Here is a 24536-nt window from a genome sequence, read left to right on the forward strand (position 1 = left end):
CCCGGCGTGGGCGCCATCCGGGAAACCCCCGGACGGAACCCGGGAAAACCCGTTGCCCGCCGTGCCACGCTGGGCGGATGGGGACACCGACCGGCTTCGCCTTCCGCACCGACGAGCAGGGCACCGTGACGATCACGCACCACGGCCGCCCGGCCGGCACCCTGCGCGGCGCGGCCGCCGCACGGTTCCTGGCCGCCGCCGAGCGGGGCGACGACCCGCAGCTGCTGATGGCCCGCGTGACCGGCAACTACAAGCACGGCAACGAGCGGCAGGCCCGCCGGCACCCCCGCAACCGCTGAGTTCCTGGCACGCTGGCGCCATGAGCTACGACGTGCAGACGATCCGCAAGCACTTCCCCAGCCTGTCCGCCGCGCACTTCGACGGCCCGGGCGGCTCGCAGGTTCCCGACGTCGTCGGCGAGGCCGTGGCCGGGACGCTCTGCGCGGCGATCGCCAACCGCGGCGTCGTCACGGCCGCCGAGCGCCGGGCGAGCGCGGTGGTGGCCGAGGCGCGCCAGGCCGTCGCCGACCTGCTCGCGGCCGACCCGGCCGGGGTCGTGTTCGGCCGCAGCATGACGCAGCTGACGTACGACTTCTCCCGGACGCTGGCGAAGAGCTGGGGCCCGGGCGACGAGGTGCTCGTGACCCGCCTGGACCACGACGCGAACATCCGCCCGTGGGTCCAGGCCGCGGCGGCGGCCGGGGCGACGGTGCGCTGGGCGTCGTTCGACCCGGCGACGGGTGAGCTGGACCCGTCCGAGATCGCCGCGCTGCTGTCTTCCCGCACGCGGCTGGTGGCGGTGACGGCGGCGTCGAACCTGCTGGGGACGCGACCGGACATCCCGGCCATCGCCGCGGCCGTACACGAGGCGGGAGCATTGCTCTACGTCGACGGCGTCCACCTGACCCCACACGCGCCCGTCGACGTCAGCGCCCTGGGCGCCGACTTCTACGCGTGCTCGCCGTACAAGTTCCTCGGGCCGCACCTGGGGCTTGTCGTGGCGGCGCCTTCGCTGCTCGAGACGCTGCGGCCGGACAAGCTGCTGCCCTCTACGGATGCGGTGCCGGAGCGGTTCGAGCTGGGGACGCTGCCTTACGAACTGCTGGCGGGCACGACCGCCGCGGTGGATTTTCTTGCCGGTTTGGTTCCCGGGTCGGGTGCGCGGCGGGAGCGGCTTGTCGCTTCTCTTGCCGCGTTGGAGGCGTACGAGAGCGCGCTGCTCGCTCGGCTTGATGCCGGGTTGGCGGGGATTCCCGGCGTGACCCGGTATGGACGGGCTGCGCGGCATCGGACTCCTACGGTGCTGTTTTCCGTCGACGGGGTGGCTTCGCAGGCGGTTTACGAGCACCTCGGGGCGGCAGGGGTGAATGCCCCGGCGGGGAGTTTCTACGCGATCGAGTGTTCGCGGCATTTGGGGCTGGGTGACACGGGTGCGGTGCGGGCCGGGATCGCGCCGTACACGACGGAGGACGACGTGGACCGGCTGCTCGCCGGGGTGGAGTCGGTCCCCCGCGGCTGAGCATCACCCGCCGGGGGTGCTGGGGTCGCCCGCCCGGCGCGTCTTGAATGAGTCATTCAGGACCTCCGAAGACCTGAATGACTCATTCAAGACCTTCCCCGGGGGTCCGAGGCGGCCCGGCGGGTGTCGCGAATGAGTCATTCGCGGCGCCAGAGGTCGCGAATGACTCATTCGCGACCTCCTCTGGCACGGGCGGGCGGAGTAGGGCGGGCTGGATCAGGGGGCTGGGTCAGGCGCGCGGAGTTGGACGGGCTGGGGTCAAGCAGGCTGGGCCAAGCGCGCGGAGTCGGGCGAGCTGGGCCAAGCGGGCTGGGCCAAGCGCGCGGAGTCGGGCGAGCTGAGTCAAGCGGGCTGGGCCAAGCGCGCGGAGTCGGGCGAGCTGAGTCAAGCGGGCTGGGCCAAGCGCGCGGAGTCGGGCGAGCTGAGTCAAGCGGGCTGGGCCAAGCGCGCGGAGTTGGACGGGCTGGGCTCAAGCAGGCTGGGCCAAGCGGGCGGGGTGAAGCGGGCGGGGTCGGGCGGCTGAGTGAGGCGGGCTGGGTGGGGTGGTGGACCGGATCTCCCGACCCACCACCCTCACCTCACGGCACCAGCGCGAACCCGGCGGGCCGGGCGGTGAACGTGCCCCGGCCCTGGGACCGGCTCCGCAGCCGGTCCGCGTAGCCGAACAGCTCCGCCACCGGCACCGTCGCCGTCACCAGCGCCGTGCCCGACCGCACCGTCGAACCCGCCACGCGGCCGCGGCGGGCCGCCAAGTCGCCGAGCACTCCGCCGACCGCCTCCGATGGCACCGTCACCGCCACCTCCGCCACCGGCTCGAGCAGCCGCAGCTCGCACGCCCGCAACGCCGCGCGCAACCCCAACCGGCCCGCCGTGCGGAACGCCAGCTCCGACGAGTCCTTCGGGTGCGTCGCCCCGTCGGAAAGCCGGACCCGCAAGCCCGTCACCGGTGGCCGCCCAGCGGTCCCTCCGCCAGCGCGTCCCGGCAGCCCGCCTCGACCGCGCGGATGTACTCCCGCGGTACCCGGCCGCCGGCCACCGACGACGTGAACTCGAACCCTTCCGGTGCGGGCGACACGTCCAAGACCACGTGCGCGAACTGGCCCGCGCCGCCGTCCTGCTTGACGTGCCGGTACAGCATGCCGGCCACCCCGCGGACCACCGTCTCGCGGTGGGCCACCGACGGCCGGCCCACCGCCACCTCCAGGCCGCGGTCGCGGCGCAGCTTCTCCACCGCCACCTCCAGGTGCAGCTCACCCAGCCCCGACAGCACCGTCTGGCCCGTCTCCGCGTCGGACCGCACCACCAAGGACGGGTCCTCCTCGGCCAACCCGGCCAACGCCGACGTCAGCCGCTCGCTGTCGCCCGGGCGACGGGCTTCCACCGCCACCGAGACCACCGGGTCCGCCGTCACCGGCGGCTCCAGCACCACCGGGGCCTCCGGTGCACACAGCGTCGCGCCGACGCGCGCCGCCTTCGGGCCCGCCACCGCCACGATGTCGCCCGCCACCGCACAGTCCACTTCGGAATGGCGGTCGGCCTGGACGCGCAGGACCCGCGCGATGCGTTCCGTCCGCCCCGCGTCGCGCACCTGGTCCCCCTTCCGCAGCGTTCCCGAGTAGACCCGCACGTACGTCAGCCGTCCCGTCGCCGTCGCGACGACCTTGAACACCAGCGCCGCCACCGGTGCCGCCGGGTTCGCGGGCCGGTCGGCCCGCACCGGCGGGACGTCCGCCGGGGACGGCAGGTACGCCACCACCGCGTCGAGCAGCGGCTCGATCCCGTGGTCGCGGTAGGCCGCGCCGCACAGCACCACCAGCCCGTCGCCGCTCAACGTCAACTCGCGCAACGCCTTCTCCAACGTCTCCGCCGACACCCTCCCGGTCGCGCAGAACTCCTCCAGCGCCACCGGATGCAGCTCGGCGACCGCCTCTTCCAGCACCCGACGCCGTCGCCGCGCCTCGTCCGGCGCGTCCGACGGCAAGCGCACCAGGTCGACGACACCGCGGAAGCCGTCCTCGCGCCCGATCGGCAGCTGCACGACCAGCGGCGCCGGGTGCAGCCGCGCCCGGATGGACGCGACCGCTCTGTCGAGGTCCGCACCCGCGCGGTCGAGCTTGTTGACGAACGCGATGCGCGGCACGCCGTGCCGGTCCGCCTGCCGCCACACGGTTTCGCTCTGCGGCTCGACACCGGCCACCGCGTCGAACACCGCGACCGCGCCGTCGAGGACCCGCAGCGACCGCTCGACCTCGGCGGTGAAGTCGACGTGGCCGGGCGTGTCGATGAGGGTGAGCCGGTGGCCGTCCCAGGTACAGCTGACCGCCGCGGCGAAGATCGTGATGCCGCGGTCGCGTTCCTGCGGGTCGAAGTCGGTGACGGTGGTGCCGTCGTGGACCTCGCCCGTCTTGTGGGTGGCTCCGGTGCGGTGCAGGATCCGTTCGGTGACGGTGGTCTTGCCCGCGTCGACGTGGGCGAGGATGCCGAGGTTGCGGACGGTGGTGAGGTCGTGCGTGCGCATGGCGCGGTCCTTTGTGGATGATCCGGGCAGGGCAGCGCGATTCGCCCGTGCGCGTCAGTCCACAGTGGAGTGCGTCACGGGTGCCGGTGCGAGCCGCGCGGCAGGCACCGGGAGCGCGGGGACACGAGGATCACCTCGGACCGCGGACGGGGAACGACGGCGATGCGCACGGCTCGCTCCCCTCCTTCGACGCGGTCTGGTTCCGGAGCAGAGTACTGGCGGCCCGCCCGGCCGCCAACGGGTTTTCCGCGTACACGAAAGGCCACCCCGGACGCGCCGGGGTGGCCTTTCGCGCGGGACTCAGCTGGGGTCCTGGTCCAGCTGGGTCGCCTTCACCGCGTTGCCGACCTGCGCGCAGTCGTCGGTGGTGATCCCGGCCGTGCCCGCCTTGGCGAGCGCCGCGCACGAGGAGTTGAGGGCGTCGCCGACGTCCTTGAACGTCGCGCTCTGGGTGAGCGTGTTCTCGACGCCCCACCAGATCTGGACGGACTTGTCGAGGCCGAGGCCGCGCACGGTCTGGCCGTTGAACGTGTCGCCGTCGGTGATCAGGTAGTCGGCCTTGTTGACGACGCCGTCGTTGATGTGCTCGTCCGGGTTGTTCGTGTCCCAGCCGGGGCCGTTGACCATGTCGGGCTGGGGCTTGAGCGACGAGCGCGGGTCCTTCATGTTCCGGATCGCGCCCAGCGACGAGCCCGCGCCGATCAGCCAGCGGTTCTCGCCGGTGTCGTTGGGGTCGTTCGACGTGATGCCGATGAACTTGCCGAAGACGTCGGACAGGCCTTCGTTGATCGAGTCGGCCTGGCCGCCGCTGAGCCCGGAGGTGTGCTGGGTGACGCCGTGGGTGAGCCGTGGCCGGTGATGTCGTCGGTGGTGACGCCCTCGCCGAAGGCCATCTGCTCGCCGTCCCAGAACGCGTTGGCGAACGGGCATTCGCCGTCGACGCAGATCCGGACGGTGCCGCGCAGCGCCTTGCCGGTGCCGTCGCGGTAGTCGGCGCCGATCAGCTTCGTGAGGTCGACGTTGACGTACTTCTGGTAGAAGTCCGAGGCCTGGCCGAAGAACGTGTAGACGTTGTTGACGTCGGCGACGCTCGACTCGGCGCCGCCCTCCGTGCGGGTGACGTCGAACGCCGTGCCGCAGCGGACCGAGGCGGTGGACCCGCTGACCACCTTGCGGTTCGCGTCGCAGACGTCGCGGTTGGCCTCGCGGACCTCCGACCAGGAGGTGACGATGTCGGCGGTCCCGGCCTTGACGACCTCGGTCCACTTGTCGTTCAGCTTCTCGCCGTGCACGGTGACCTGGTAGGTCGGCACGGCGACGCCGTCGCCCTTCGCGCCGCCGAGGGTGGCGTCGTACCAGTACGCGCGGGGCGCGTCGGCCTTCAGCGTGTTCGCGGGCAGGCCGGTGCGCTTCGCGACGTCCGCGATGGCGGCGTCGGCGGCACCCGCGTCGCTGTCCGGGAAGGCACCCGCGGTCTTCTTCGTGGTCCGGCCGTGCGTCGCGAGCACCGCGCCCGCCTTGTCGCGCAGCTGGACCAGCTGGCCGCCGAACACCGGCACCCCGCCGATCTCCTGCTGCGACCGCAGGACGCTGCCGAACGGCATCGCGAGGGAGTCCACCGCGTGCATCGACGGCTGCGCGATGGTCGCGTAGGCCGGCGAGCTAGTCGTGGCGAGCGACACCGCGACGACGGCCGCGCTCACCGCCGCCGTCCCTGCGATGATCCGTTTGCGTGACACCCGGTACACCTCCGTGGAAGCTTGATCACCTGTCGTGAAGTCCGAGCAGGGTCACATGCCCCGAAGGTGCGGCACACCGGCTGAAAGTAGGTAACTCACCACATAGCATCGGCCAACCGGTGGTTAATCACCGACATTTCGGACAGAGGGCTTCAGGACGCGGGCGGCGCGACCACCCGCAGCTGCAGCATCGCGGCGAACCGCGCTTCCGGGTCGGTCATGTCGAAGCCGCCCACCTCAGCGAGCCGCCGCAGGCGGTACCGGAACGTGTTGGGGTGCACGTGGACCGCCGCCGAAGCCGCGATGACGTCACCGAAGGCGTCGAGCCAGGCTCGCAACGTCTCGACCAGGTGCGCGTGGTGCTGCTCGTCGTAGTCCAGCAGCCGCGCGACCGGGCCGGTCGGGCGATCACCGCGGGCGGCCACCAGATCCTGCAGCTCCAGCAGCAGCGCCTCGACGTGCACGTCGGCCAGCAGCGCGACCCGGCGGCCCGCCCTGCTGCCCGATCGCAGCACCCGCAACGCCCGGTCGGCGCTGTCGCGGGCTTCCGGCAGCTCGGCCGCGCTGCGCGCCACCGGGCCGATGCCGATCACCGCGCGGATGCGGTCGCCGACGCGGTCCAGGAAGTCCTTCGCGATCCGCGAAGCGCGCCGCTCCCAGTCCGCGTCGCGCGATACCGGCACCAGGCCGTAGGCCGTCTGGCCGACGAGCGCCGCCGCACAACGCGGGTGCACCGCGCTCAGGTGCATCGCCAAGCCGTCGGCCAAGCGCTGCCGTTCAGTGGCCAGTTCGGCGTCCTCCTCGCCGTTTTCGAGCACCGCCAACGCGAGCACCACTACCGGCTGGTCCCCCAAACCCAGGCGGCTCAACGCCTCGCGCGCGCCCGCCCCGCCCTCCAGCGCCGTGCTCAGCAGGTCCGCTCGCAGCCGCCGTTCGACGTCGGCACCCGCGCGGACCCTCAGCAGGTGCAGCGCGACCAGGCGGGCCGCGTCGCAGAGTGCCTGCGTCCGGTCCGGGGTCAGGGGTTCGCGCACCGCGGCCCAGATCGAACCCAGCACCTCGTCACCCGCGCGGACCGCGACGGCGACGCGGGGGATCATGAACCCGTCCGGGCTCCCCTGCGGCCGGTCGACGTACACCGGCTGGTCGGTGCGGTACAGCTCGCGGAACACCCCTCGGTCGGCCAGCATCCGGGAGAACCGCTCCGGCACCTGCCGCCCGAGGATCGTCTCGACGCGGGAGGGGTCGGCTTCGTCCTGGCGGCCGGAGAACGCGAGCACCCGGGAGCGCCGGTCCTCGATCGTCACCGGCGCGTCGATCAACGCGCCGATCGCGTTGGCCACCGCGAACAGGTCCCCCGACGGCAATCCGGCCAGCGTCTCGGGTTCGGCGTCGCCGACGTCGCCCTCGGCGAGCAGCGACCGCAGCATCGCCGCGAGCTGCGCCCAGGACGCGCCGCGGGCGAGGCTCAGCAGCGCGACGCCGGTTTCCTCGACGGCCGCCTTGATCGCGGCCGTCACCGTGACGGGCGCGCGCAGCACGAGCCCGGCCGCGTCGTGGCGGGACAGGGTGCGCAGCTGCCGCACCACCTCGTCCGGCTCGGCGAGTCCGACGCCCAGCACCAGCGCGTGCTGCGGCAGCGCGGGTTCGTCGAGGGGGTCGTGGATGGCGACGCCGCCGATGCCGCCGGGCCGGTCACCGTCCCCGAGCACGAGGTCCAGGAGGGTGCCGCCCAGGTCGTCGAGGACGCGGCCGAGGCTGGCGTGCGGGCGCAGGTTCACCGAAACGAGCACCTCCCGAAGCTAGGCGGGCAGACCCCAGCCTAGTTCGTCGGCAGGCACCAAATCAGCCCCCGAGTTCGTCCGCGGCCACTAGCTCGCGGTCTCGCGGCGTCGCGCCGGGTTGCCGGACGCCGCCGCCGCGTAGAGCCACGCGAACACCGCCCACATCCCGGCGAAGATCAGGCCGACCACGACGTAGGCCACCGTCCAGAGCACGAGCGGGGTGTCGGTCTTGCGTTCCCGCTGCAGGAAGGAGATCTCCGAGACGAAGTCGCGCTTCCCGGACTCGGCTGCGATGACCTGGGCGTTGGCCGCCGGGTCGGCGGGCGCGTAGATCGGCGCGAGCGCCATCATGCGGTTGGCGACGTGCAGCCGGATCCCCGTCTTCCACTGCCCGAAGACCGGGAGCGGCTCGGCCGTGCGGTAGGCGCCGGGGCCGATCTTCTCCAGCGGCGCGGAGTAGAAGTCGCCGCCCTGCCAAGCGAATCCGGTGAGCCAGACAGCGTCGTCGGCGAGGTCGGCCCGGGTGATCGTCACGGTCGCGTCGACCCAGCGGGGCGTGCCGCCGCCGTGCGGGTTGGAGATCTCCTGGCCCGCCGCGGCTTCCGTCAGCCGGACGTCGGCGGCGAGTCCCGGCGGCGGGGCGAGCGGGACGGCGACCGTCGCCATCAGCGCGACGGCGCCGAGCGCGCCGACGAGCCCGGCGCCATGCCGGGCGCCGAACGCCTGACGGCGGCGGATCCCCGCGGCGACGTCCTCGATCCGTTGGTACTGCCACGCCCCCACCAGCGCGCCCGCGACGCTCGCGGCCGCGCCGAAGAGCAGGAACAGCCCGAGCTCCGCGGCGGGCCACGGGTCCGGCATCAGCCACTGCGAGAACGCCCATTCGCCGAGCAGGCCCAGGGTGCCGCTCGCCAGCCCGGCCGCGACCGGGAAGAGCGGCCCGCGCACGAGCAAGGCGACGACCTCGATCACGACGGCTTCGGCGACGTACGGCAGCAGCGACGCGACGTGCAGGTCCGCCACCAGCGGGATCACCGAGAAGACGGCACGGGAGACCAGCAGCACGGCGACCACGATCAGCGCGCCGCCCGGGCCCCACGACAGCCGTCCGCAGATGAGCGTCCAGCTGCCGATCAGCCCGACGAGCACCACCTGCGCGAGCATCGGGAACTGCGGCACGCCGAGGTCGAACTCCATGAGGAACGCCGAGGCGCCCATCATCCACGCGCCCGCCAGCACCGGGCCGAGCAGCCGCACGACCGGGCCGGTGGCGCCGACCTGGCGGGCTTCGGCGAGCAGCAGCTGCAGCCCGATCACCACCCCGACGCCGCCGCCGATCATGAGCACGTGCGTCGGGCCCCACTCGGTGACGTCCTGGCCGAAGAGGCGGTGCCAGACGTCGTCGAGCGGGAAGCCGCCGATGCCGACGAGTCCGGTCAGCATCATCTGGACGCTGCCCATCGGCACCCGCCAGTGCGGGCCGAGCTTGAAGGTGCGCTTCGGGAGGTTGCCCTTCGCGAGCGCGGCGCTCAGCACGCCGCTGGCGAAGATGCCCATCAGCCCGAAGTAGATCGGGTAGTGCGAGGGGTTGGCCAGCGGTCCCTCATCGCGGCCGAGCTCCATGTGGATCGGGACGTCCCAGTAGACGCCGATCAGCGCGGCCATGCCGGAGAGGAACGCGACGAACATCGGCAGCGCCGCCCAGCGCGGCAGGCCGGACAGCTCGCCCGACCAGTCGGCGAGGCGGCCGACGAGCGTCCGTTTGCCCGCCCGCGCCCGCAGGACGAAGATCGCCAGCGGGAAGAAGACCAGCAGGAACATCAGCCCGGCGACGACGATCTGGCCGAACTGGGCACCTCCGGCAGGCGGGCTGCTCTCCTGCGCCAGGACCATCGCACGTGCCTTCCTCGTCGAGGGCCGATTCCGTGAACCAAAGTAACTGTTACTGTTGGTCACACGATAAGCCGGGCGAACCGCCCGGGCAACCCCGGGGTGCCCGCAACCGGACATCCCGCAGGTGAGAGAGGACGGCTCGATGCGGCGGATCCTGGCGCCGGTGCTGGTGGCGGCGTTGCTGGTGGCCGGGTGCGGCGGTCCGGCGGCGCCCCCGGCCGCCGGTGAACAGCTCGCGCGGTTCACCGTGCAGGGCGGCAAGCGGGTGGCCGGACCCGAGCGGCTCGAGGTCGCCCGCGGGCAGGCCGTCCGGATCGAGGTCACCACGGACGCCGACGACGAGCTGCACGTCCACGGCTACGACAAGGAGGTGGAGCTGACGGCGGGCAAACCGGGTTCGGTGGCGTTCACCGCCGACGTGCCGGGGTTGTTCGAGGTCGAGCTGCACCACAGCGGCGCGAAGCTGACCCAGCTGCGGGTCGGCGCGTGACGATCGTCCTGGCCCACGGGCTCGGCGGGCGGTCCGACCTGCCGGTCCCGCTCTGGCTCGCGCTCTACGCGGGCGCCGCCGCGGTGCTCGCGTCGTTCGTCGCGCTCACCTTGCTGTGGAAGACGCCGCGGCTGCGGGGGGCCGACGCCGGACGTCCTCTCCCCTTCGCCCGCGTCGTCGACGCCCGGGCTACGTCGATCGTCCTCAAGGGACTCGGCCTGGTCTGTCTCGCCGGGTTCCTCGCGATGGCCTGGTCCGGCCCGGGCACCTCGGCCGCCAACCCGGCGCCCGCGTGGTTCTACGTGTGGTTCTGGGTCGGGCTCGTGCCGCTGTCGCTGCTGGCCGGGCCGGTCTGGCGGCGCATGAACCCGTTGCGCACGTTGGCTTCGCTGTTCGGACCCGCACGGCGGGAGCTGCCGGACCGGCTCGGGTACCGGCCCGCCGTCGTCAGCCTGCTCGCGTTCCTCTGGCTGGAACTGGCGTCGGGTCACTCCGACTCGCCGCGGCTCATCGCCGGGTTCGTCACGCTGTACGCCGTGGTGCACGTGACGTGCGGCGCGGTGTTCGGGCCGCGCTGGTTCGACCGCGGTGACGGCTTCGAGGTCTACGCCGTGCTCATCGCCGGGCTGTCACCGTTCGGGCGGCGGGCCGACGGACGCCTGGTCGTGCGTTCGCCGCTCGACGGGCTGCTCGCCCTCGGCCGCTCCCCCGGCCTGACCCCGCTGATCCTGGTCGTCCTCGGCTCGACGGCGTTCGACGGCTTGACGCGGCTGCCGTTCTGGAACGACCTGACACCGTCGGTCCCGCTCGCCACCGCCGGGCTCGCGGCGGCGATCGCCCTCACCGCCGCCGCGTATGTGGGCGGCATCCGGCTGACGCGGCCGTACCTGCGCAAAGGCACCGAGCCGTACACCGGGTTCGCGCACACGCTGGTGCCGATCATGGTGGGCTACACCGTGGCCCACTACTTCTCGTTCGCGCTCTTCGAAGGCCAGCGCGGCTTCGACCCCGCCGTGGCCGACTACACGCTGGTCTCGACGGCGGTCATCGCGCTGGTGCAGGTGGGCGCGATCGTGCTCGGGCACGTCCTGGCGGTCGGCTCGGCGCACGACCGCGCCCTCGGCCTGCTGCGCGCCGGGTACCGGACGGTGGGCCAGTACCCGCTGCTCGCGCTGATGGTCGGCTACACCGCCGTCGGCATCGCCCTGGTGTCGGGCGCATGACCACAGTGGACACCGCGGCGCGGGTGGTGATGATGCACCAGGGCGGCTGGGACGAGATCGCCCTGTTCACCGGCCCGGTCGCGATCATCGCCCTGCTGATCTTCCTCGCCCGCCGGCAAGTGCCGCCGGAGGACGAGGAAGACGACGACGCACCCGTCACGTAGTCAGCTTCGCCGCCACGTTGTACGCCTCGACCAGCAGCCGCGCGCTCGACACCTTGCGCCGCGGCTCGACGCGGACCGTGCGGCTCTCCCCCGGCAGCAGCCAGAAGTAGTTGTCGCCGTAGCGGGTCGGCAGCACGCGGTCGGTGCCGTTCTTCTCCCGCAGCGACAACCGGATCATCGCCGCGACCGTGCTGCCGTCGTTGCGGATCGTCGCGGTGTACGCGTCGCCGTCGGCCCGCATCGACGTCGTCAGCCGCGCGCCCGGGAGCTGGTTGAGCGCCCGCATCGCCGCGTCCGTCCGGTACCGCCAGTACGTGTTCTCCGACATCACCGCCCCGGTCGCGTCGGTCAGGGTCAGCCGCAGCAGGTGCAGGTCGGGCAGCCCGTCGGCGAACGGCACGCCGAACGCGGCCGCCGCCGAAATCGGGGCCACGTCCAGCTTCTGCTCCTGCGCCTGGCCCAGCGCCTTCCCGTCGAGACCGTAGAGCCGCGCGGTCGCGGTGACGCCGGACAGCGCGCCCGGCGTGTGGTTGACCACCCGCACCTGCCACGTCGTCAGGTCGGCCTGGACGTGGTAGTGCTCGCAGCCCTTGCGCGCGCCGTAGTAGCTGCCGTTGACGTCGAGGTCGTAGTCGTAGGTCTGCCAGACCGTGCTGTGCCAGGCCGGGTGCGACATCCACAGCAGCACGCCGGTGGCGTCGTTCCACAGCTTCGCGTTCCACGCCTCGAAGATCGCGCGCATGCTTTCGTAGTTGACGAACTGCGCCTTGCGGCAGAACTCCGCCAGGCTCGTCGACGGCGCCAGCCGCGCGTCGATCGCCGCGAGGTAGCTCTGCGGCGACTGGTTGCCGTTGGTCGACCAGTCGTGCAGGAACCAGGGCGCGCCGATCGGCCAGCCCGGGTCGTCCTTGCCGACCAGGTTGCGCATGCTCTCGACCACCGACACGGTCGGCAGCCCGATCTCGCTCCAGAACCCGGCCTTGCCACCGGTCGCCTCGCCCGTGAAGTACCGCTTCGGGTCCTGCCAGTAGTACGGACCGTCGCCGGTGATCACACCGCCCGCCGAGTTGCCCTGGTAGAGCAGGTCGGTGTTGGTGTGGACGATGTCGCGCAGCGCGTTGTCGATGACCGGCGGCGGGGTGCCTTCGTTGCAGCCGAACCAGACCGTCGCGCACGCGTGGTGGCGGTAGCGCAACACGGTGTCCTTCGCCTGCGCCAGGAAGATGTCGTGGTTGGCCGGGTCGGTCGACCAGCCGTCCCAGAACTCGTTCCACAGCAGGATGCCGTACTTGTCGCAGGCGTCGAACAGCTCCTGCCGGTACGAGGAGCCCACCCAGTTGCGGATCAGCGTGAAGTTCATGTCCCGGTGCATCGCGACGACGGCGTCGGTCCGCTCGGCGGTCATCCGGCGCAGCAGCTCGTCCCAGCCCCAGCTGCCGCCGCGGGCGAAGATCTTGACGCCGTTGACGAGGAACGTGAGCGGCTTCGGGCTGTTGTCGACCGAAGCCGCGTCGGTCCAGGTGTCGCCATCCTGCGACACCTGGATCTTGAAGGTTGCCGCGTAGGCGGTTTCCCAGGTCAGCACGACCTTTTCGAAGGCCGTCGCGGTGCCGAGGTCGACCTGCAGCCACTGGTTGTCTTCGTAGGCCGAGGTCCAGCGGGTGTTCGGGTCGCCGTCGAACGCGCGTTCCGGCGGGTTGCCGTCGGCCACCGACAACGAGCTGGCCGCCTTGCCCTGCGCCACGTCGGTGCCCGAGCTGTCCAGCACCGACATCGTCCAGAGCGAGAAGCCCCAGCCGGTGGCCCGCTTGAGACCCAGCATCCGCACGAACCGGGCGTTCTGCGGGGCGAGGTCGACGGTCTGGGTCGCGCGGCCGTCGGCGATGACGATCGGCAGGTCGTACTGGTAGCCGATCTCGCGCAGGCCGATCTTGACGCTCCGGCGGTCGCTCGTGGACGCGCCGATCGCCGCGGTGAGCGTCAGGTCGTAGAGGTTCGGGTCGCCGTAGCCGTTGGGCCACCACAGCTTCGGGTTCTTCACCACCTGCTTCGGGAACACGACGTCGGTGGTCTCCCCCGCCGGCACGGTGACCGTGCTGGACACGCTGACCGGGCCGAACGCGGCGCTGACCTTGACGCGCTGGGCGGTCGCGGCGGCGTTGCGGACCGGGACGGTGAGGGTCACCTCGGCGGTGGCCGGGTCCGGCACCTTCGTGTCGACGCGGACGTCACCGAGCACGGCGGCGCCGGTGGAGCGCAGGCGGACGTGGTCCCAGATGCCCGACGCGCGGTCGCGGACCGCGGGCATCCAGTCCCAGCCGGAGACGGCGAGGTAGGTCGGCGAGTTGTCGAACATCGTGCTGCCCGCGTCGACCCAGGAGCTGCCGTTCGAGCCCTTGTCGCCGGGGCTGCCGGGTCGCGGCATCGGCGCGATCTTGACCGCGAGGACCTGGTCGCCGGTCCGCCGGAGGGCGGCGGTGACGTCGTAGGCGCCCCGGCCGAAGGGGTGGCTCTGGGTGGCGATCCGCGCGCCGTTGAGCCAGATCTGCGCCTCGTGGTTGACGCCGTCGAACTCGAGCCAGACATGGCGACCCGGCGAGGTGTCTAGGCCGCGCGGGAGGCCGAAGCGGCGGCGGTACCACCAGGCGTGGCGGGAGAGGGCTTCCGGCACGTGCAGGTTGTTCATGCCCGACACCGGGTCGGGCAGCTGGCCCTGCTCGACGAGCGAGGCGAGCACGGTGCCGGGGACGGTCGCCGGGAGCCAGCCCCGCGTGTCCACGGTCTCCGCCGAGAGCGCCTTGCCGTCGCCGGTGGGCGCCCAGTCGTCCATGGTGAGGACCCAGCCGGACTCGAGCGGCACGGTGCCGTCGGCCGCCACGGCGAGCGCGGGCGGGGTGTCGTTCGGGCGGACCGGGAAGCTGGTCCAGCCGCGGACCGCGGGCCGGGTGTCGCGGCTGGTGCCGAACACCTGGAAGCCGTTGAGGCCCAGCGGGTTGGTCGTCGAGCGGCCGCTCGCGGTGAAGCGGACCCAGCGCGCGGTGACGGCGAGCGGGATCGTCACGACCCCGCCGGCGCCGGCGTCGGTGTGGTGGACGGTGCGCCAGGCCTTGCCGTCGTCGGAGACGTCGAGGTCGAACGCCGTCGCGTAGCTCGACTGGATCTCGAAGCCGCTGGTGTGGCTGCGGGAGGCGCCCGCGTCGAAGGCGGGGTCGCCGGGCTGGGCCTCGAAGGTCAGCACCACCGAGTCGATCTTGCAGGAGCCCTGCAGGTCGACGACGATCCACTGGTTGTCCCCCTGGGCGGCACGCCAGCCGGAGCCCTTGACCCCGACCTGCGCGAGGCCGTCGACGGCGAACTCGGCCGGCGTCGCTGCGTAGTCGGTCGACGAGACCCGCACCGGCCGGAAGAGGGCCAGGTCGGTCTTGGGGGTCTCGGCCGCGGCGGGCGCGGCCGACGCGACCCCGGGCAGGACGGCCGCGAGGCCGAACCCGGCGAGCAGCCCGGTCCCGGCGGCCAGCACGTGCCGCCGCGAGACCGCGGCCACCTCCGCGGGCTCGACGTCCGTGCCGATGCCGTACTCCTCCGCCATGCGAACTCCGTTCTCGAAGCGGCAGCCGTGCTGGACGCAGGACCTCGCGGAGTTGGCCGCGCCGGCGGGGCTGACAACGTTGCCAGGAAGCTTCCGCCGCGCTCGCAGTGACCGTCAAGAAGACAAGGAGGACAAGAATTCGGAAAAATGACATCGATGTCTGCGGGTGGGTGGTTTGCCCCGCTGGGCGGAGCACGGCGGCAGATCGCATCGACTCCGCAACGAACCCGGTGTCTTGAATGAGTCGTTCAGGACCTCCGACGACCTGAATGAGTCATTCAAGACGCTCGGGGCGAGGCGGGCCGCTACGCCCGCGCGTGCTCGACCGCCAGCCGGACCGCCGACGGCAGGTCGTTCACCCGCGGGAACCCGCGGTCGCCGAGCCGCTCCCAGCCCGGCCCGGCCGTCCCGACCGCCCGGCCCAGGTCGCGGACCCGCGCCGCGAGGAGGTCGTCGGCGGTCGGGGGCGCCAGTGACCACAGCAGCACCAGCACCGGGTCGAGGCGCTCGGCCAGGTCCGCCACCGTCTCCGCCGGGACCAGCTGCCCCAGGTACGCCACCGGAACCCCCGCCTCCGCGAGCGTCGCCCGCAGGGCCTCCATCGGCAGCGAATGCCGCTCCGCCGGGCAGCACGCCAGCAGCACCGGGCGGCCCGGCACCGCCTCCGGGAACCGCCGGCTGAACCGCTCGAGCGCCAGGGAGATCTCCGTCGTCAGCGTCCACTCCGACGCGAAGCACAGGTCGCCGCTCTGCCAGCGGTCACCGAGACCGCGCAGCACCGGGGCGAGCACGTCCGTCCAGGCCGCCGCCGGGCCCAGCGTCGACAGCGTCTCGTCCAGCAGGCCGGCGATCGACGCCGACCGCAGGTCGTCCGCCGCTTCGGCCAGCTCACGCACCCGCCGCGCCGCCGGGAACTCGGGCCGCTCCGCCGACGGACCCCCGAACGCGGTGGCCGCCGCTTCGCGCACCGGGATCCCGCGCGCGACCAGCCGGCGCATGTGCTGGAGGCGCCGGACGTCGGCGTCGGAGTACCGCCGGTGCCTGCCCGCGCCGCGGACCGGCGGGCCGATCCCGTAGCGCGCGCTCCAGCTGCGCAGGGTCACCGGTGACACGCCGAGCAGCTCGGCCACCTTGCCGGGCGCCCAGACGGGCGGCGTGTCGACGTCTTCGGGTTCCACCGCTTCCCTTCGCCGGAAGTGGCAGAAGCTTAGCGACGACAAAGGTGCCGGGCCGGGGACGACACGGCGAACGGCGCGCTGCCACCCACCGGAGGGACGTGCGGTGGGACGAGCGGCGGCGAGCCGCCCTTCGCCATCGCCGATCCGGCCATCCCGGAGACCGGCGACACTCTTCCCACCATGCAACGCTTGTGCATCGCTGCCCGGCCGTCCACAGTGGACCGGAGCTAGGGGCTGCCGAGGAAGTCGCGGTGGACGACGTCGTCGAGCACCGCCCGGTGGGTCCGCCGCAGCTCGTCCCCCGGCTCCACGCCGAGGTCCTGGGCGAGCCGGTCGCGGATGCGGCCGTACACCGCGATCGCCTCGGCGCGGCGGGCCGGTGGCCTGCAGCGCCCGCATCAGCAGCACGGCCAGTGGCTCGCGCAACGGCTCGAGCGCGAGCACGGCGGCCAGCTCGTCGGCGGCTTCGGCCGCGTGGCCCAGCCGCAGCTGCAGCCGCGCCTTCCGGGTCCACAGCGTGCTCCGGCGCTCGGTCAGCCGCAGCCGCTGGCCGTCGGCGAACGGGCCGGGCAACCCCGCGAGCGGCTCGCCGTGGAACAGGCCGAGCGCCGCCGCGCAGGACGCGACCGCCGCCTCGAGGTCGCCCGCCTCCTCGGCGGCCCCGGCGTCCGCGTCAAGCTCGGCCAGGCGGGCGACGTCGGTCCGCACGCCGTCGGCGGCCAGCCGGTAGCCGCCGCGGGTGTGGCCGATCACCGAGTCGGGGGTCCGCTCGCCGGGCCCGCGCAGGCACTTGCGCAGCTTGTGCACGTACACCGGCAGCACGCGCAGGCCGGTGCCCGGCGGCTCCAGCCCCCACACGTCGCGCAGCAGCTCGGACTGGCTGACCGTGGCGCCCACCCGCAGCAGCAGCGCCGCCAGCAGGGCCTGCTGGCGGACCGGGCCCAGGTCCAGCGGCGTGCCGCCCCGCCACGCGCGCAGCGGGCCCAGCACCGAGAACCGCAGGCCCGGCGCCGGCTCCGGCTCGCGGACCGGCACCGGCGGCGCGTCGTCCACAATGGACTCGACGGGCGGGCGCACCGTCCGCGGGCTGACGATCCCGTGGTCGAAGGCGTACACGACGGCGGCGGCGCGGTCGCGCAGCCCCAGCTTGGCGAAGATCCGGCTCAGGTGGCTCTTGACCGTCAGCTCGGAGACGACCAGCGCCGCGGCGATCTCGGCGTTGGTCAGCCCGCGCCCGGCCGCGCGCAGCACGTCCAGCTCGCGCGGCGTCAGCAGGTTCGGCGGCACCCCGGCGGGCCCGTCGACGGCGGCGCGCCGGTAGGTCGTGAGCACGCGAGCGGTCACCGCCGCGTCGAGCCAGGCGTCACCCGCGGCCACCGCCCGCACGGCGCGGATGAGCTCCTCGGCGGACGAGTCCTTGAGGATGTAGCCGACCGCGCCCGCGCGTAGGGCGCCCGCCAGCAGCTCGTCGTCGTCGAAGGTGGTCAGCGCCAGCACGGGCGGGCGGCGGCCGGCGCGCCGCAGCCGCCGGGTCGCCTCGATCCCGTCGACGTGCTTCATCCGCAGGTCCATCACGACGACGTCGGCCTCGGCGGCGGCCAGCGCGGCCGGGACGTCCGCCCCGTCGCCGCACTCCCCCGTGATGACGAACCCGTCGCGGCGGCGCAGGATCCGCCGCAGCCCGGAGCGGACCAGCTCCTGGTCGTCGACGAGCAGCACGCGGACGGGCTCACCCTCGCCCGCCGTCACGGGGCGACCGGCCGGACGCCCGCGGGCACGCTCACCGCCACCACCCAGTCCGCCCCTTCCGGTCCCGCGCTGAGCTCGGCGCCCAGCTGTCCCGCGCGCGCCGCCATCCCGGTCACGCCGGAGCCGCCCTCGGCGGGCACCGCACCGGCGGGCAGCCGGTTGCGGACGGTGAGCCGCGCCCCGGCGGGGCCGACGGCCAGCCGCATCCGGGCGGGCGCGCCGCCGCCGTGCTTGGCGACGTTGGCGAGCGACTCCTGCGCGATCCGGTACAGCCCGAGCCCGGCCAGGTCCGGCACCTCCGCCAAGTCGCCCTCCTGCTCGTAACGCACGTCCAGCCCGGCCGCGCGGGTGCGCTCGACCAGCGCCGAGATGTCGCGGGCGTCCGGCAGCGGGCGCGTGCCGGCCGGTGCTTCGGCGAGCAGCCCGACGGTCCGGCGGATGTCGGCCATCGCCGTCCGCCCGACGCGCTCGGCCTCCTCGAGCCCGTCGAGGGCCTCGTCGATGTCGCGGTCCTGCCGCAGGGCGTGCCGGGTGCCGGTCAGGTGCAGCAGCGTGATGCTCAGCGAGTGGGCGACGACGTCGTGCACCTCGCGGGCGATCCGCTGCCGTTCGGCGAGGACGGCCTGGTCGCGCACGGCGTCCCGGGCCGCGCGCTCGGCGTCCAGCGCCCGCCCGTACCAGCGGCCCATGAGCCCGCCCGAGAGGCCGAGCAGCACCGCGGCCGAGTACACCGGGAACCCGACGAGCCCGACCCACGCGGCGGCGACGCCGAGCGTCGCCAGGCTCGCCGCGGTCGCGGCGAAGGCGAACCCGGGCCGGTTGATCAGGGCGGTTTCGGCGGCCAGCACCACCAGCAGGACAGGCGAGAAGTCCGGGACGACCGGATCGGACAGGAGCAGCCCGACGGCACCGAGGACGGTGAGCGTCTTCAGCCACGACGGCGCGATCGCGCCGGTGAGCGCCCAGCCGAGCTGGGTCGCCAGCGCCAGCAGTCCGGCGACCACCGACAGGAGCGTCGGCCCGCGCTGGGCGGCCGAGACCACCACGAGCAGCACGCCGACGGCGGTCGCCCCCACCGGGATCCACCACGGCAGCGCGATCCCCGCCCGGCCGAGGCTCGCCTCCAGGCGGGTCCGGACCCCGCTGACCACCCTCGCCCGCACCGCCCCAGCCTAGGAACTCCGCCGCGCGGGCGCATCCCGCCCCGGGAGGACACCGCGGTTCACCCGGATTTCATCGGCCCAGGTCCGTCCACTGTGGCCCGTCCGGCGAAGGCGACCACGCGGGCGGTGAACCGATCGCGTTCCCCCGGACCGAGGGGCAGGGCGTGGGCCAGGTCCGGGCGGAGCTCGACGTCGGAGTGCGGAACGAGGGCACGCAGGCGGCGGGCGGCGAGCCCGGCGTCGTGCACCGCGCTGCGCCCGGCGAACACCGCGAGCACGGGCAGCCGCAGTGCTCGCAGCCGGTCCTCGGACGGGCGGGCCGGGAACGGCACCCGGGGCCGGTACTCCCGGATCCCGGCGAGGACCAGCCGCACGACAGCGCTCTCGAGCGCGTCCCGGCCCGCGACCCGGCCGACGAACCACCGCAGCGCCCGCTCGGTCCGGACCACCGCGCACAGCAGGCCGAGCGCGACCACCGCGCGGCCGAACGGCGCGGTGACCGACGTCGGGTCGAGCAGGCTGATCGACCCGACCCGCTCCGGCGCGTGGACGGCCTGGTTGACGCAGTGCCAGCCGCCGGTGGAGCCGCCGACCAGGTGCACCTCGCCGAGCCCGAGCTCGCCGAGCACGTCGTCGAGGCAGCGCGCCCGGTCGGCGTGCGTGGTCAGCCGGGCGCGTTGCACGCTGCGGCCCGGTTCGCCGAGCGTGTCGACGGTGTAGACGGGGCCGGTCGCGGCCAGCGCGGGCAGCAGGTCGGCGTAGCACGCGGAAGTGGCGCCCAGCCCGGGAAGCAGCACCAGCGGCGGGGCGTCGCCTTCGCCGAACCGGTAGACGCGGGTCGTGCCGTGCGCGGTGCCGACGTCGAGCACTTCGGCGGGCTCCGGGCACAGGCTCATCGCGTGGTCGTAGACGGCGAAGTAGCGGGCTTCGGCGGCGGCGTGACGCCGCCCGCGCGCCCGCCGAGCGCCGCCCGGTCCGCCCGCACCCGAAGTTGTCCGGACCGGTCCTGGGTTACGTCTTCCACGACTTCCTTCACGCCGACGAGCTGCCCTGGCGGTTCACCGCACTCGGCGTGGTCACCGTGACGCTCGACTTCACGGCGCCGTCGCGCGGCGGCCTGCCGGTCTCCCCCGTGCTGGGCCTGCGGGATCGGCCTTCGCGCGGATCCTGCGGCTCCAGCACGCGGCCTCCCTCACCGGGCGCCTGCCGTGGTCCGAGATCGCGCACCACTGCGGCTACGCCGACCAGCAGCACCTCAACCGCGACTTCCGCGCGCTCGCCGGGTGCACGCCGACGGACTTCACCGGACGTCCTGGACGCGGGTCGCCAGACTGCGGACTCCCACCGCGCGTGCCACGATCGGAACCGGACCGGCGGCCCTAACACGGGCGTAGCACCCCGGTAACGCGCCGCCACTACGGTTCCCGGGTCATGGCGATCGGGCAGAGGGCGGGCGTCGCGACAGTGCGTCCGCGAGGTGGGGCGGTGCTTCCGGAGGCGAACGCGGAGCGGACGAGCGCGCGGGGACGGTGGCTGCCCGTCTTCGGCGCGGTGCTCGGCGTCGCCGTCTTCCTGCTGGTGCGCGGCAGCCTCACCGACGACGCCTACATCACCCTCGCCTACGCGAAGAACCTGGCCGTGCACGGCGAATGGGGCATCATCCCCGGCTCGCCGGCGAACTCGGCGACGTCGCCGCTGAACGTCCTGCTCCTCGGCGCGCTGACCCTGCTGACCCGGGTGGCGGGCGATCCGCACCCCGTCGTGGCGCTCGGCGTCCTGACCGTGTTGTGCGGCGCTGTGCTCGGCTGGGCGTGGCAGCGCCTCGGCCGGGTGCTGGCGCTGCCGCCCGCGGCGGGCGTGCTCGGGGTCGCGGTCGTGCTGCTCAACCCGTTCGTGCTGTCGGCGATCGGCTTGGAGGTGCTGCTGATCCCGGCCGTCCTGCTGGTTTTGACGGTCTTCGCGCTCGAAGCTCGGCCGGTCCGGTTCGGCGTCGCCGCCGGGCTCGCCGTCCTCACCCGGCTCGACCTGATCGTGTTCGTGCTGGTGATCGCCTTCGGCACGCCCGCGATCCGGCGGCGGCTGCTGCCCGCCGGCGGGGTCGCCGTACTCACCGCCGCGCCGTGGTTCGCCGTCAGCTGGTTCGCCTTCGGTTCGTTCGTGCCCGACACGCTGGCGATCAAGCAGGCCCAGGCGGGCCTGTTCGCGCCGTGGACGTTCGGCACCGGGCCGGTGATGTACTACCTCGGCTGGCCGATCACGGTGCTCGTGTCGTTCCTGCCCGCCGTGCTCGGCGTGATCGCGCTCGCCGCGTGGGCGGCGGCGCGCTTCGGCGTGCGGTGGCCGGAGTTCCCGGCGCTCGGCCCGGTGGCGGCGCTGGCCGCGGGCGGCGTCCTCTACTACGTCGCGTACTCGTTCATCGGGGTCGGCCCGTTCCACTGGTACTACGTGGCGCCGACGACCGCGGCGAGCGCTTTCGCCGTCGCCGCCTTCGGCACCTGGTACGCCCAGGCGCGCGAGCGGGCGGCCTTGCGGACCGGGCCTCCCGTCCTGGCGCTCGGGCTCACCGGTGTCCTGGTGCTCTGCGGCGCGGCCGTCGACGCCGCCCAAGGCCTGCCCTGGAAGTCACCGGTGATCTTCGGGAACTGGGCCAGCGCCGCGGACTACGCACGGGTGGGCCGGGAGCTCGGCGCGCGGCTGAACGGCGCGAGCGTCGCGAGCCCCGGCGAGATCGGCACCCTCGCCTACTACTGCGAGTGCGCGATCATCGATGAGTTCTCCGACCGCGGCCACGCCGTGGAGCTGGTCGAACGGCGGATCGCGACGGCGAACCCGCTGATGAGCCTGGCGCTGCGGGTGAACTACCACTGGCTGGACACCTCGATCGCGCCCCACCGGCCGGACTACCGGTTGCGGTACGGCGCCGGCCCGGCCACCGGACCGGACAGCTGGCAGGTCTTCTCCACCGCGAAAGGCGTCGGCCACTTCACGCTCACCCGCGAGCCGTGATCTTGCCGCTCATCTGAGCGGTGACCGGAAACTCGTCCGATTTCCCCTGGACGCCAGACTGCGCCGCGGGCCGAAAAGGCCATAGGGTTCGAACCATGAAGGTCGGCCTGCTCACCCGGGAGTACCCGCCGGAGGTCTACGGCGGCGCCGGGGTCCACGTGGAGTTCCTCGCCCGGGAGTTGCGGCCGCTGGTCGATCTCGACGTGCACTGCTGGGGCGCGGACCGCGCCGACGCCACCGGGCACACGGATCCCCACGGCTACCGCCAGCCCGCGTTCACGACCATGGACATCGCGGTGTCCATGGCGAACGCGCTCGAAGGCCACGACCTCGCGCACAGCCACACCTGGTACGCGAACCTGGCCGGGCACCTGGCCAAGATGACGCACGGCATCCCGCACGTCGTCACCGCGCATTCGCTGGAGCCGCTGCGGCCGTGGAAGGCCGAGCAGCTCGGCGGCGGCTACCGCGTCTCGTCGTGGATCGAGCGCGAGGCCTACGAAGCCGCGGACGCGATCATCGCGGTCAGCGGCGGCATGCGCCGCGACGTGCTGGCCGCCTACCCGGCGGTGCCGCCCGAACGCGTGCACGTGATCCACAACGGCATCGACACCACGCTCTACCGCCCCGACCCCGGCACCGACGCGCTGGCGAAGCACGGCATCGACCCGGACCGGCCGTACGTGCTGTTCGTCGGCCGGATCACCCGGCAGAAGGGCGTGCCGCACCTGGTGCGCGCGGGCGCGTCGCTCGACCCGGGCACCCAGCTGGTGCTGTGCGCGGGCGGCGCGGACACCCCCGAGCTCGACGCGGAGTTCCGCGGGCTGGTCGCCGAGCTGGAGAAGACCCGCACCGGCGTCCGGTGGATCCCGGAGATGCTGCCGCGCGACGAGGTCGTGCAGCTGCTGACGCACGCGGCCGTGTTCGCCTGCCCGTCGGTCTACGAGCCGCTCGGGATCGTGAACCTCGAGGCGATGGCGTGCGGCACGGCGGTGGTGGCCAGCGACGTCGGCGGCATCCCGGAAGTCGTCGACGACGGTCGGACCGGCCTGCTCGTGCACTACGACGAGCGGGACGCGCGCGGGTTCGAGGCGGGGCTGGCGGCCGCGCTGAACGAGGTGGTCGGCTCCCCGGAGCGGGCCGCCGCGATGGGCACCGCCGGCCGCGAGCGCGCGGTCGGCGAGTTCGGGTGGAAGGCGATCGCCGAGCGGACGGTCGCGCTCTACGAGGCGTGCGGGAGGTCTTCGTGAACAGTGGAGCCGACGTCCTGGGCATCGTGCTCGCGGGTGGCGAGGGCAAACGCCTGATGCCGCTCACCGCGGACCGCGCCAAACCCGCCGTGCCGTTCGGCGGGGTGCACCGGCTGGTCGACTTCGTGCTCTCGAACCTGGTGCACGGCGGGTTCCGGCGGCTGTGCGTGCTGACGCAGTACAAGTCGCACTCGCTCGACCGGCACATCTCGACGACGTGGCGGCTGTCGTCGCTGACCGGCGAGTACGTCACGCCGGTGCCGGCCCAGCAGCGGCTCGGGCCGCGCTGGTACCAGGGCAGCGCCGACGCCATCCACCAGAGCCTCAACCTGGTCTACGACGAGGACCCCGAGTACATCGCGGTGTTCGGCGCGGACAACATCTACCGGATGGACCCGCGCCAGATGCTGGACGCGCACATCGCGTCGGGCGCGGGCGTCACGGTGGCCGGGATCCGCGTGCCGCGGGCGGAGGCGAGCTCGTTCGGCGTCATCCGGACCACCGACGGGCTGATGATCGACGCGTTCATGGAGAAGCCGGACGACCCGCCGGGCCTGCCGGACTCCCCCGACGAGTCGTACGTGTCGATGGGCAACTACATCTTCACGACGAAGGTGATGCTGGAGGCGTTGCACGCGGACGCCGAGAACGCGGCGTCGCACCACGACATGGGCCGCGACATCATCCCGGCGCTGGTGAAGTCCGGCGAGGCGGCGGTCTACGACTTCAGCGGCAACGTGGTGCCGGGAGAGACCGAGCGCGACCACGGCTACTGGCGCGACGTCGGGACGATCGACAGCTACTACGACGCCCACACGGACCTGATCTCGACGCACCCGATCTTCAACCTGTACAACCGCAAGTGGCCGATCCTGGCCCACCCGGGCCAGCGCGCGGCGGCGAAGTTCGTCGAGGGCGGCTCGGCGAACCAGTCGATCGTCAGCAACGGCTGCATCATTTCCGGAGCCCAGGTGGTCGATTCGGTGCTGTCCCCGGACGTGATCGTGGAGCAGGGCGCGGTGGTCCAGGGCTCGGTGCTGCTCGACGGAGCCCGCGTGGGCCGCGGCGCGGTGGTGCGGCGGGCCATCCTGGACAAGAACGTGGTCGTGCCGCCGGGGGCGCACATCGGGGTGGACCTGGCCCGGGACCGCGGGCACTACCACGTCAGCCCGGGCGGGATCGTCGTGCTGGGCAAGGGAGAACGCGCGATCTAGGCGAGGTTGCGGGCTGGTGCGCTGAAGGGGACTTTGCTGGCATGTGATCGCAGGAAA

The 24536-nt window shown here is 73.3% G+C and carries 18 protein-coding genes and 2 pseudogenes; 9 read left to right on the forward strand and 11 right to left on the reverse strand.

The genetic code is table 11. The features are described 5' to 3' along the window. Positions 1-77: 77 nt before the first annotated feature. Together QP939_RS41325 and QP939_RS41330 are read left to right on the forward strand one after the other, a co-directional pair. Positions 78-299: a hypothetical protein gene (locus QP939_RS41325; RefSeq protein ID WP_285452062.1), complete on the forward strand. Its 222-nt coding sequence runs from the start codon at positions 78-80 to the stop codon at positions 297-299. Between the two features lie 20 nt (positions 300-319). Further along, positions 320-1519, forward strand: coding sequence for a cysteine desulfurase-like protein (locus QP939_RS41330; protein WP_285452064.1), 1200 nt, complete (start codon positions 320-322; stop codon positions 1517-1519). A gap of 578 nt (positions 1520-2097) precedes the next feature. On the opposite strand, the pseudogene fusA reads toward QP939_RS41330, so the two are convergent. The 5 genes and pseudogenes from fusA to QP939_RS41360 all read right to left on the reverse strand — a co-directional run bounded on the left by fusA (position 2098) and on the right by QP939_RS41360 (position 9453). Then, a pseudogene (gene fusA / locus QP939_RS41340) lies at positions 2098-4037 on the reverse strand (elongation factor G). A 300-nt stretch (positions 4038-4337) separates the two neighbouring features. Continuing rightward, positions 4338-4826 (reverse strand): M4 family metallopeptidase, encoded by a 489-nt coding sequence (locus QP939_RS41345; protein ID WP_285459962.1) that lies wholly within the window; start codon positions 4824-4826, stop codon positions 4338-4340. Beyond that, positions 4739-5776: a hypothetical protein gene (locus tag QP939_RS41350; protein ID WP_285452067.1), complete on the reverse strand. Its 1038-nt coding sequence runs from the start codon at positions 5774-5776 to the stop codon at positions 4739-4741. The genes QP939_RS41345 and QP939_RS41350 overlap by 88 nt, the downstream gene beginning before the upstream one ends. 152 nt (positions 5777-5928) lie before the next feature. After that, positions 5929-7569 (reverse strand): PucR family transcriptional regulator, encoded by a 1641-nt coding sequence (locus QP939_RS41355; RefSeq protein WP_285452069.1) that lies wholly within the window; start codon positions 7567-7569, stop codon positions 5929-5931. Positions 7570-7647: 78 nt separating this feature from the next. Then, positions 7648-9453: a hypothetical protein gene (locus QP939_RS41360; RefSeq protein ID WP_285452070.1), complete on the reverse strand. Its 1806-nt coding sequence runs from the start codon at positions 9451-9453 to the stop codon at positions 7648-7650. A 142-nt stretch (positions 9454-9595) separates the two neighbouring features. Here QP939_RS41360 and QP939_RS41365 point away from each other — a divergent pair, with 142 nt between their 5' ends. The 3 genes from QP939_RS41365 to QP939_RS41375 are packed head-to-tail and all read left to right on the forward strand — an operon-like array spanning position 9596 to position 11330. Further along, on the forward strand, positions 9596-9943 hold the full coding sequence (locus QP939_RS41365; protein WP_285452072.1) for a cupredoxin domain-containing protein: 348 nt from the start codon (positions 9596-9598) through the stop codon (positions 9941-9943). Then, complete coding sequence (locus QP939_RS41370) at positions 9940-11166, forward strand: hypothetical protein (protein WP_285452073.1); 1227 nt, start codon at positions 9940-9942, stop codon at positions 11164-11166. Before QP939_RS41365 ends, QP939_RS41370 begins: the two co-directional genes overlap by 4 nt. Continuing rightward, positions 11163-11330 carry a hypothetical protein gene (locus QP939_RS41375; RefSeq protein WP_285452074.1) on the forward strand — a complete coding sequence of 56 codons (168 nt, stop codon included), beginning with the start codon at positions 11163-11165 and terminating at the stop codon, positions 11328-11330. Before QP939_RS41370 ends, QP939_RS41375 begins: the two co-directional genes overlap by 4 nt. On the opposite strand, the gene QP939_RS41380 is transcribed toward QP939_RS41375, so the two are convergent. The 6 genes and pseudogenes from QP939_RS41380 to QP939_RS41405 all read right to left on the reverse strand — a co-directional run bounded on the left by QP939_RS41380 (position 11323) and on the right by QP939_RS41405 (position 20191). Then, the gene (locus tag QP939_RS41380) at positions 11323-14919 is read right to left on the reverse strand and encodes a discoidin domain-containing protein (RefSeq protein ID WP_285452075.1); all 3597 of its coding nucleotides are present in this window, start codon (positions 14917-14919) and stop codon (positions 11323-11325) included. The genes QP939_RS41375 and QP939_RS41380 overlap by 8 nt on opposite strands. A 305-nt stretch (positions 14920-15224) precedes the next feature. Continuing rightward, positions 15225-16097, reverse strand: a complete 873-nt coding sequence (locus tag QP939_RS41385; protein ID WP_285459963.1) for a MerR family transcriptional regulator — start codon at positions 16095-16097, stop codon at positions 15225-15227. 435 nt (positions 16098-16532) lie between these two features. Continuing rightward, a pseudogene (locus QP939_RS41390) lies at positions 16533-17846 on the reverse strand (response regulator); the annotation flags it as partial. After that, entirely contained in the window at positions 17843-19009 is a 1167-nt protein-coding gene (locus QP939_RS41395) for a sensor histidine kinase (RefSeq protein ID WP_285452076.1), read from the reverse strand. The gene QP939_RS41395 and the pseudogene QP939_RS41390, both read right to left, overlap by 4 nt. A gap of 59 nt (positions 19010-19068) precedes the next feature. Beyond that, a complete protein-coding gene (locus QP939_RS41400; RefSeq protein ID WP_285452077.1) occupies positions 19069-19905 on the reverse strand; it encodes an alpha/beta fold hydrolase in 837 nt (278 codons plus the stop codon). A gap of 136 nt (positions 19906-20041) precedes the next feature. Continuing rightward, entirely contained in the window at positions 20042-20191 is a 150-nt protein-coding gene (locus QP939_RS41405) for a hypothetical protein (protein WP_285452078.1), read from the reverse strand. A 21-nt stretch (positions 20192-20212) separates the two neighbouring features. Between QP939_RS41405 and QP939_RS41410 the strand changes: the two genes are divergently transcribed. The 4 genes from QP939_RS41410 to glgC all read left to right on the forward strand — a co-directional run bounded on the left by QP939_RS41410 (position 20213) and on the right by glgC (position 24479). Further along, positions 20213-20392, forward strand: coding sequence for a helix-turn-helix domain-containing protein (locus QP939_RS41410; RefSeq protein ID WP_285459964.1), 180 nt, complete (start codon positions 20213-20215; stop codon positions 20390-20392). 102 nt (positions 20393-20494) lie between these two features. Further along, a complete protein-coding gene (locus tag QP939_RS41415) occupies positions 20495-22015 on the forward strand; it encodes a glycosyltransferase family protein (protein ID WP_285452079.1) in 1521 nt (506 codons plus the stop codon). Between the two features lie 95 nt (positions 22016-22110). Then, positions 22111-23265 carry a glycogen synthase gene (gene glgA, locus QP939_RS41420; RefSeq protein WP_285452080.1) on the forward strand — a complete coding sequence of 385 codons (1155 nt, stop codon included), beginning with the start codon at positions 22111-22113 and terminating at the stop codon, positions 23263-23265. Then, positions 23262-24479: a glucose-1-phosphate adenylyltransferase gene (gene glgC, locus QP939_RS41425; RefSeq protein WP_285452081.1), complete on the forward strand. Its 1218-nt coding sequence runs from the start codon at positions 23262-23264 to the stop codon at positions 24477-24479. The genes glgA and glgC overlap by 4 nt, the downstream gene beginning before the upstream one ends. The last annotated feature ends 57 nt before the right edge of the window (positions 24480-24536 follow it).

It is taken from the genome of Amycolatopsis nalaikhensis, assembly GCF_030264295.1.
Taxonomy (GTDB): domain Bacteria; phylum Actinomycetota; class Actinomycetes; order Mycobacteriales; family Pseudonocardiaceae; genus Amycolatopsis; species Amycolatopsis nalaikhensis.

Coding starts and splice junctions, on each gene's coding strand:
- QP939_RS41325 (WP_285452062.1), top strand. CDS start 78: ATGGGGACACCGACCGGCTTCGCCTTCCGCACCGACGAGCAGGGCACC.
- QP939_RS41330 (WP_285452064.1), top strand. CDS start 320: ATGAGCTACGACGTGCAGACGATCCGCAAGCACTTCCCCAGCCTGTCC.
- QP939_RS41360 (WP_285452070.1), bottom strand. CDS start 9,453: ATGGTCCTGGCGCAGGAGAGCAGCCCGCCTGCCGGAGGTGCCCAGTTC.
- QP939_RS41365 (WP_285452072.1), top strand. CDS start 9,596: ATGCGGCGGATCCTGGCGCCGGTGCTGGTGGCGGCGTTGCTGGTGGCC.
- QP939_RS41375 (WP_285452074.1), top strand. CDS start 11,163: ATGACCACAGTGGACACCGCGGCGCGGGTGGTGATGATGCACCAGGGC.
- QP939_RS41380 (WP_285452075.1), bottom strand. CDS start 14,919: ATGGCGGAGGAGTACGGCATCGGCACGGACGTCGAGCCCGCGGAGGTG.
- QP939_RS41400 (WP_285452077.1), bottom strand. CDS start 19,905: ATGAGCCTGTGCCCGGAGCCCGCCGAAGTGCTCGACGTCGGCACCGCG.
- glgA (WP_285452080.1), top strand. CDS start 22,111: ATGAAGGTCGGCCTGCTCACCCGGGAGTACCCGCCGGAGGTCTACGGC.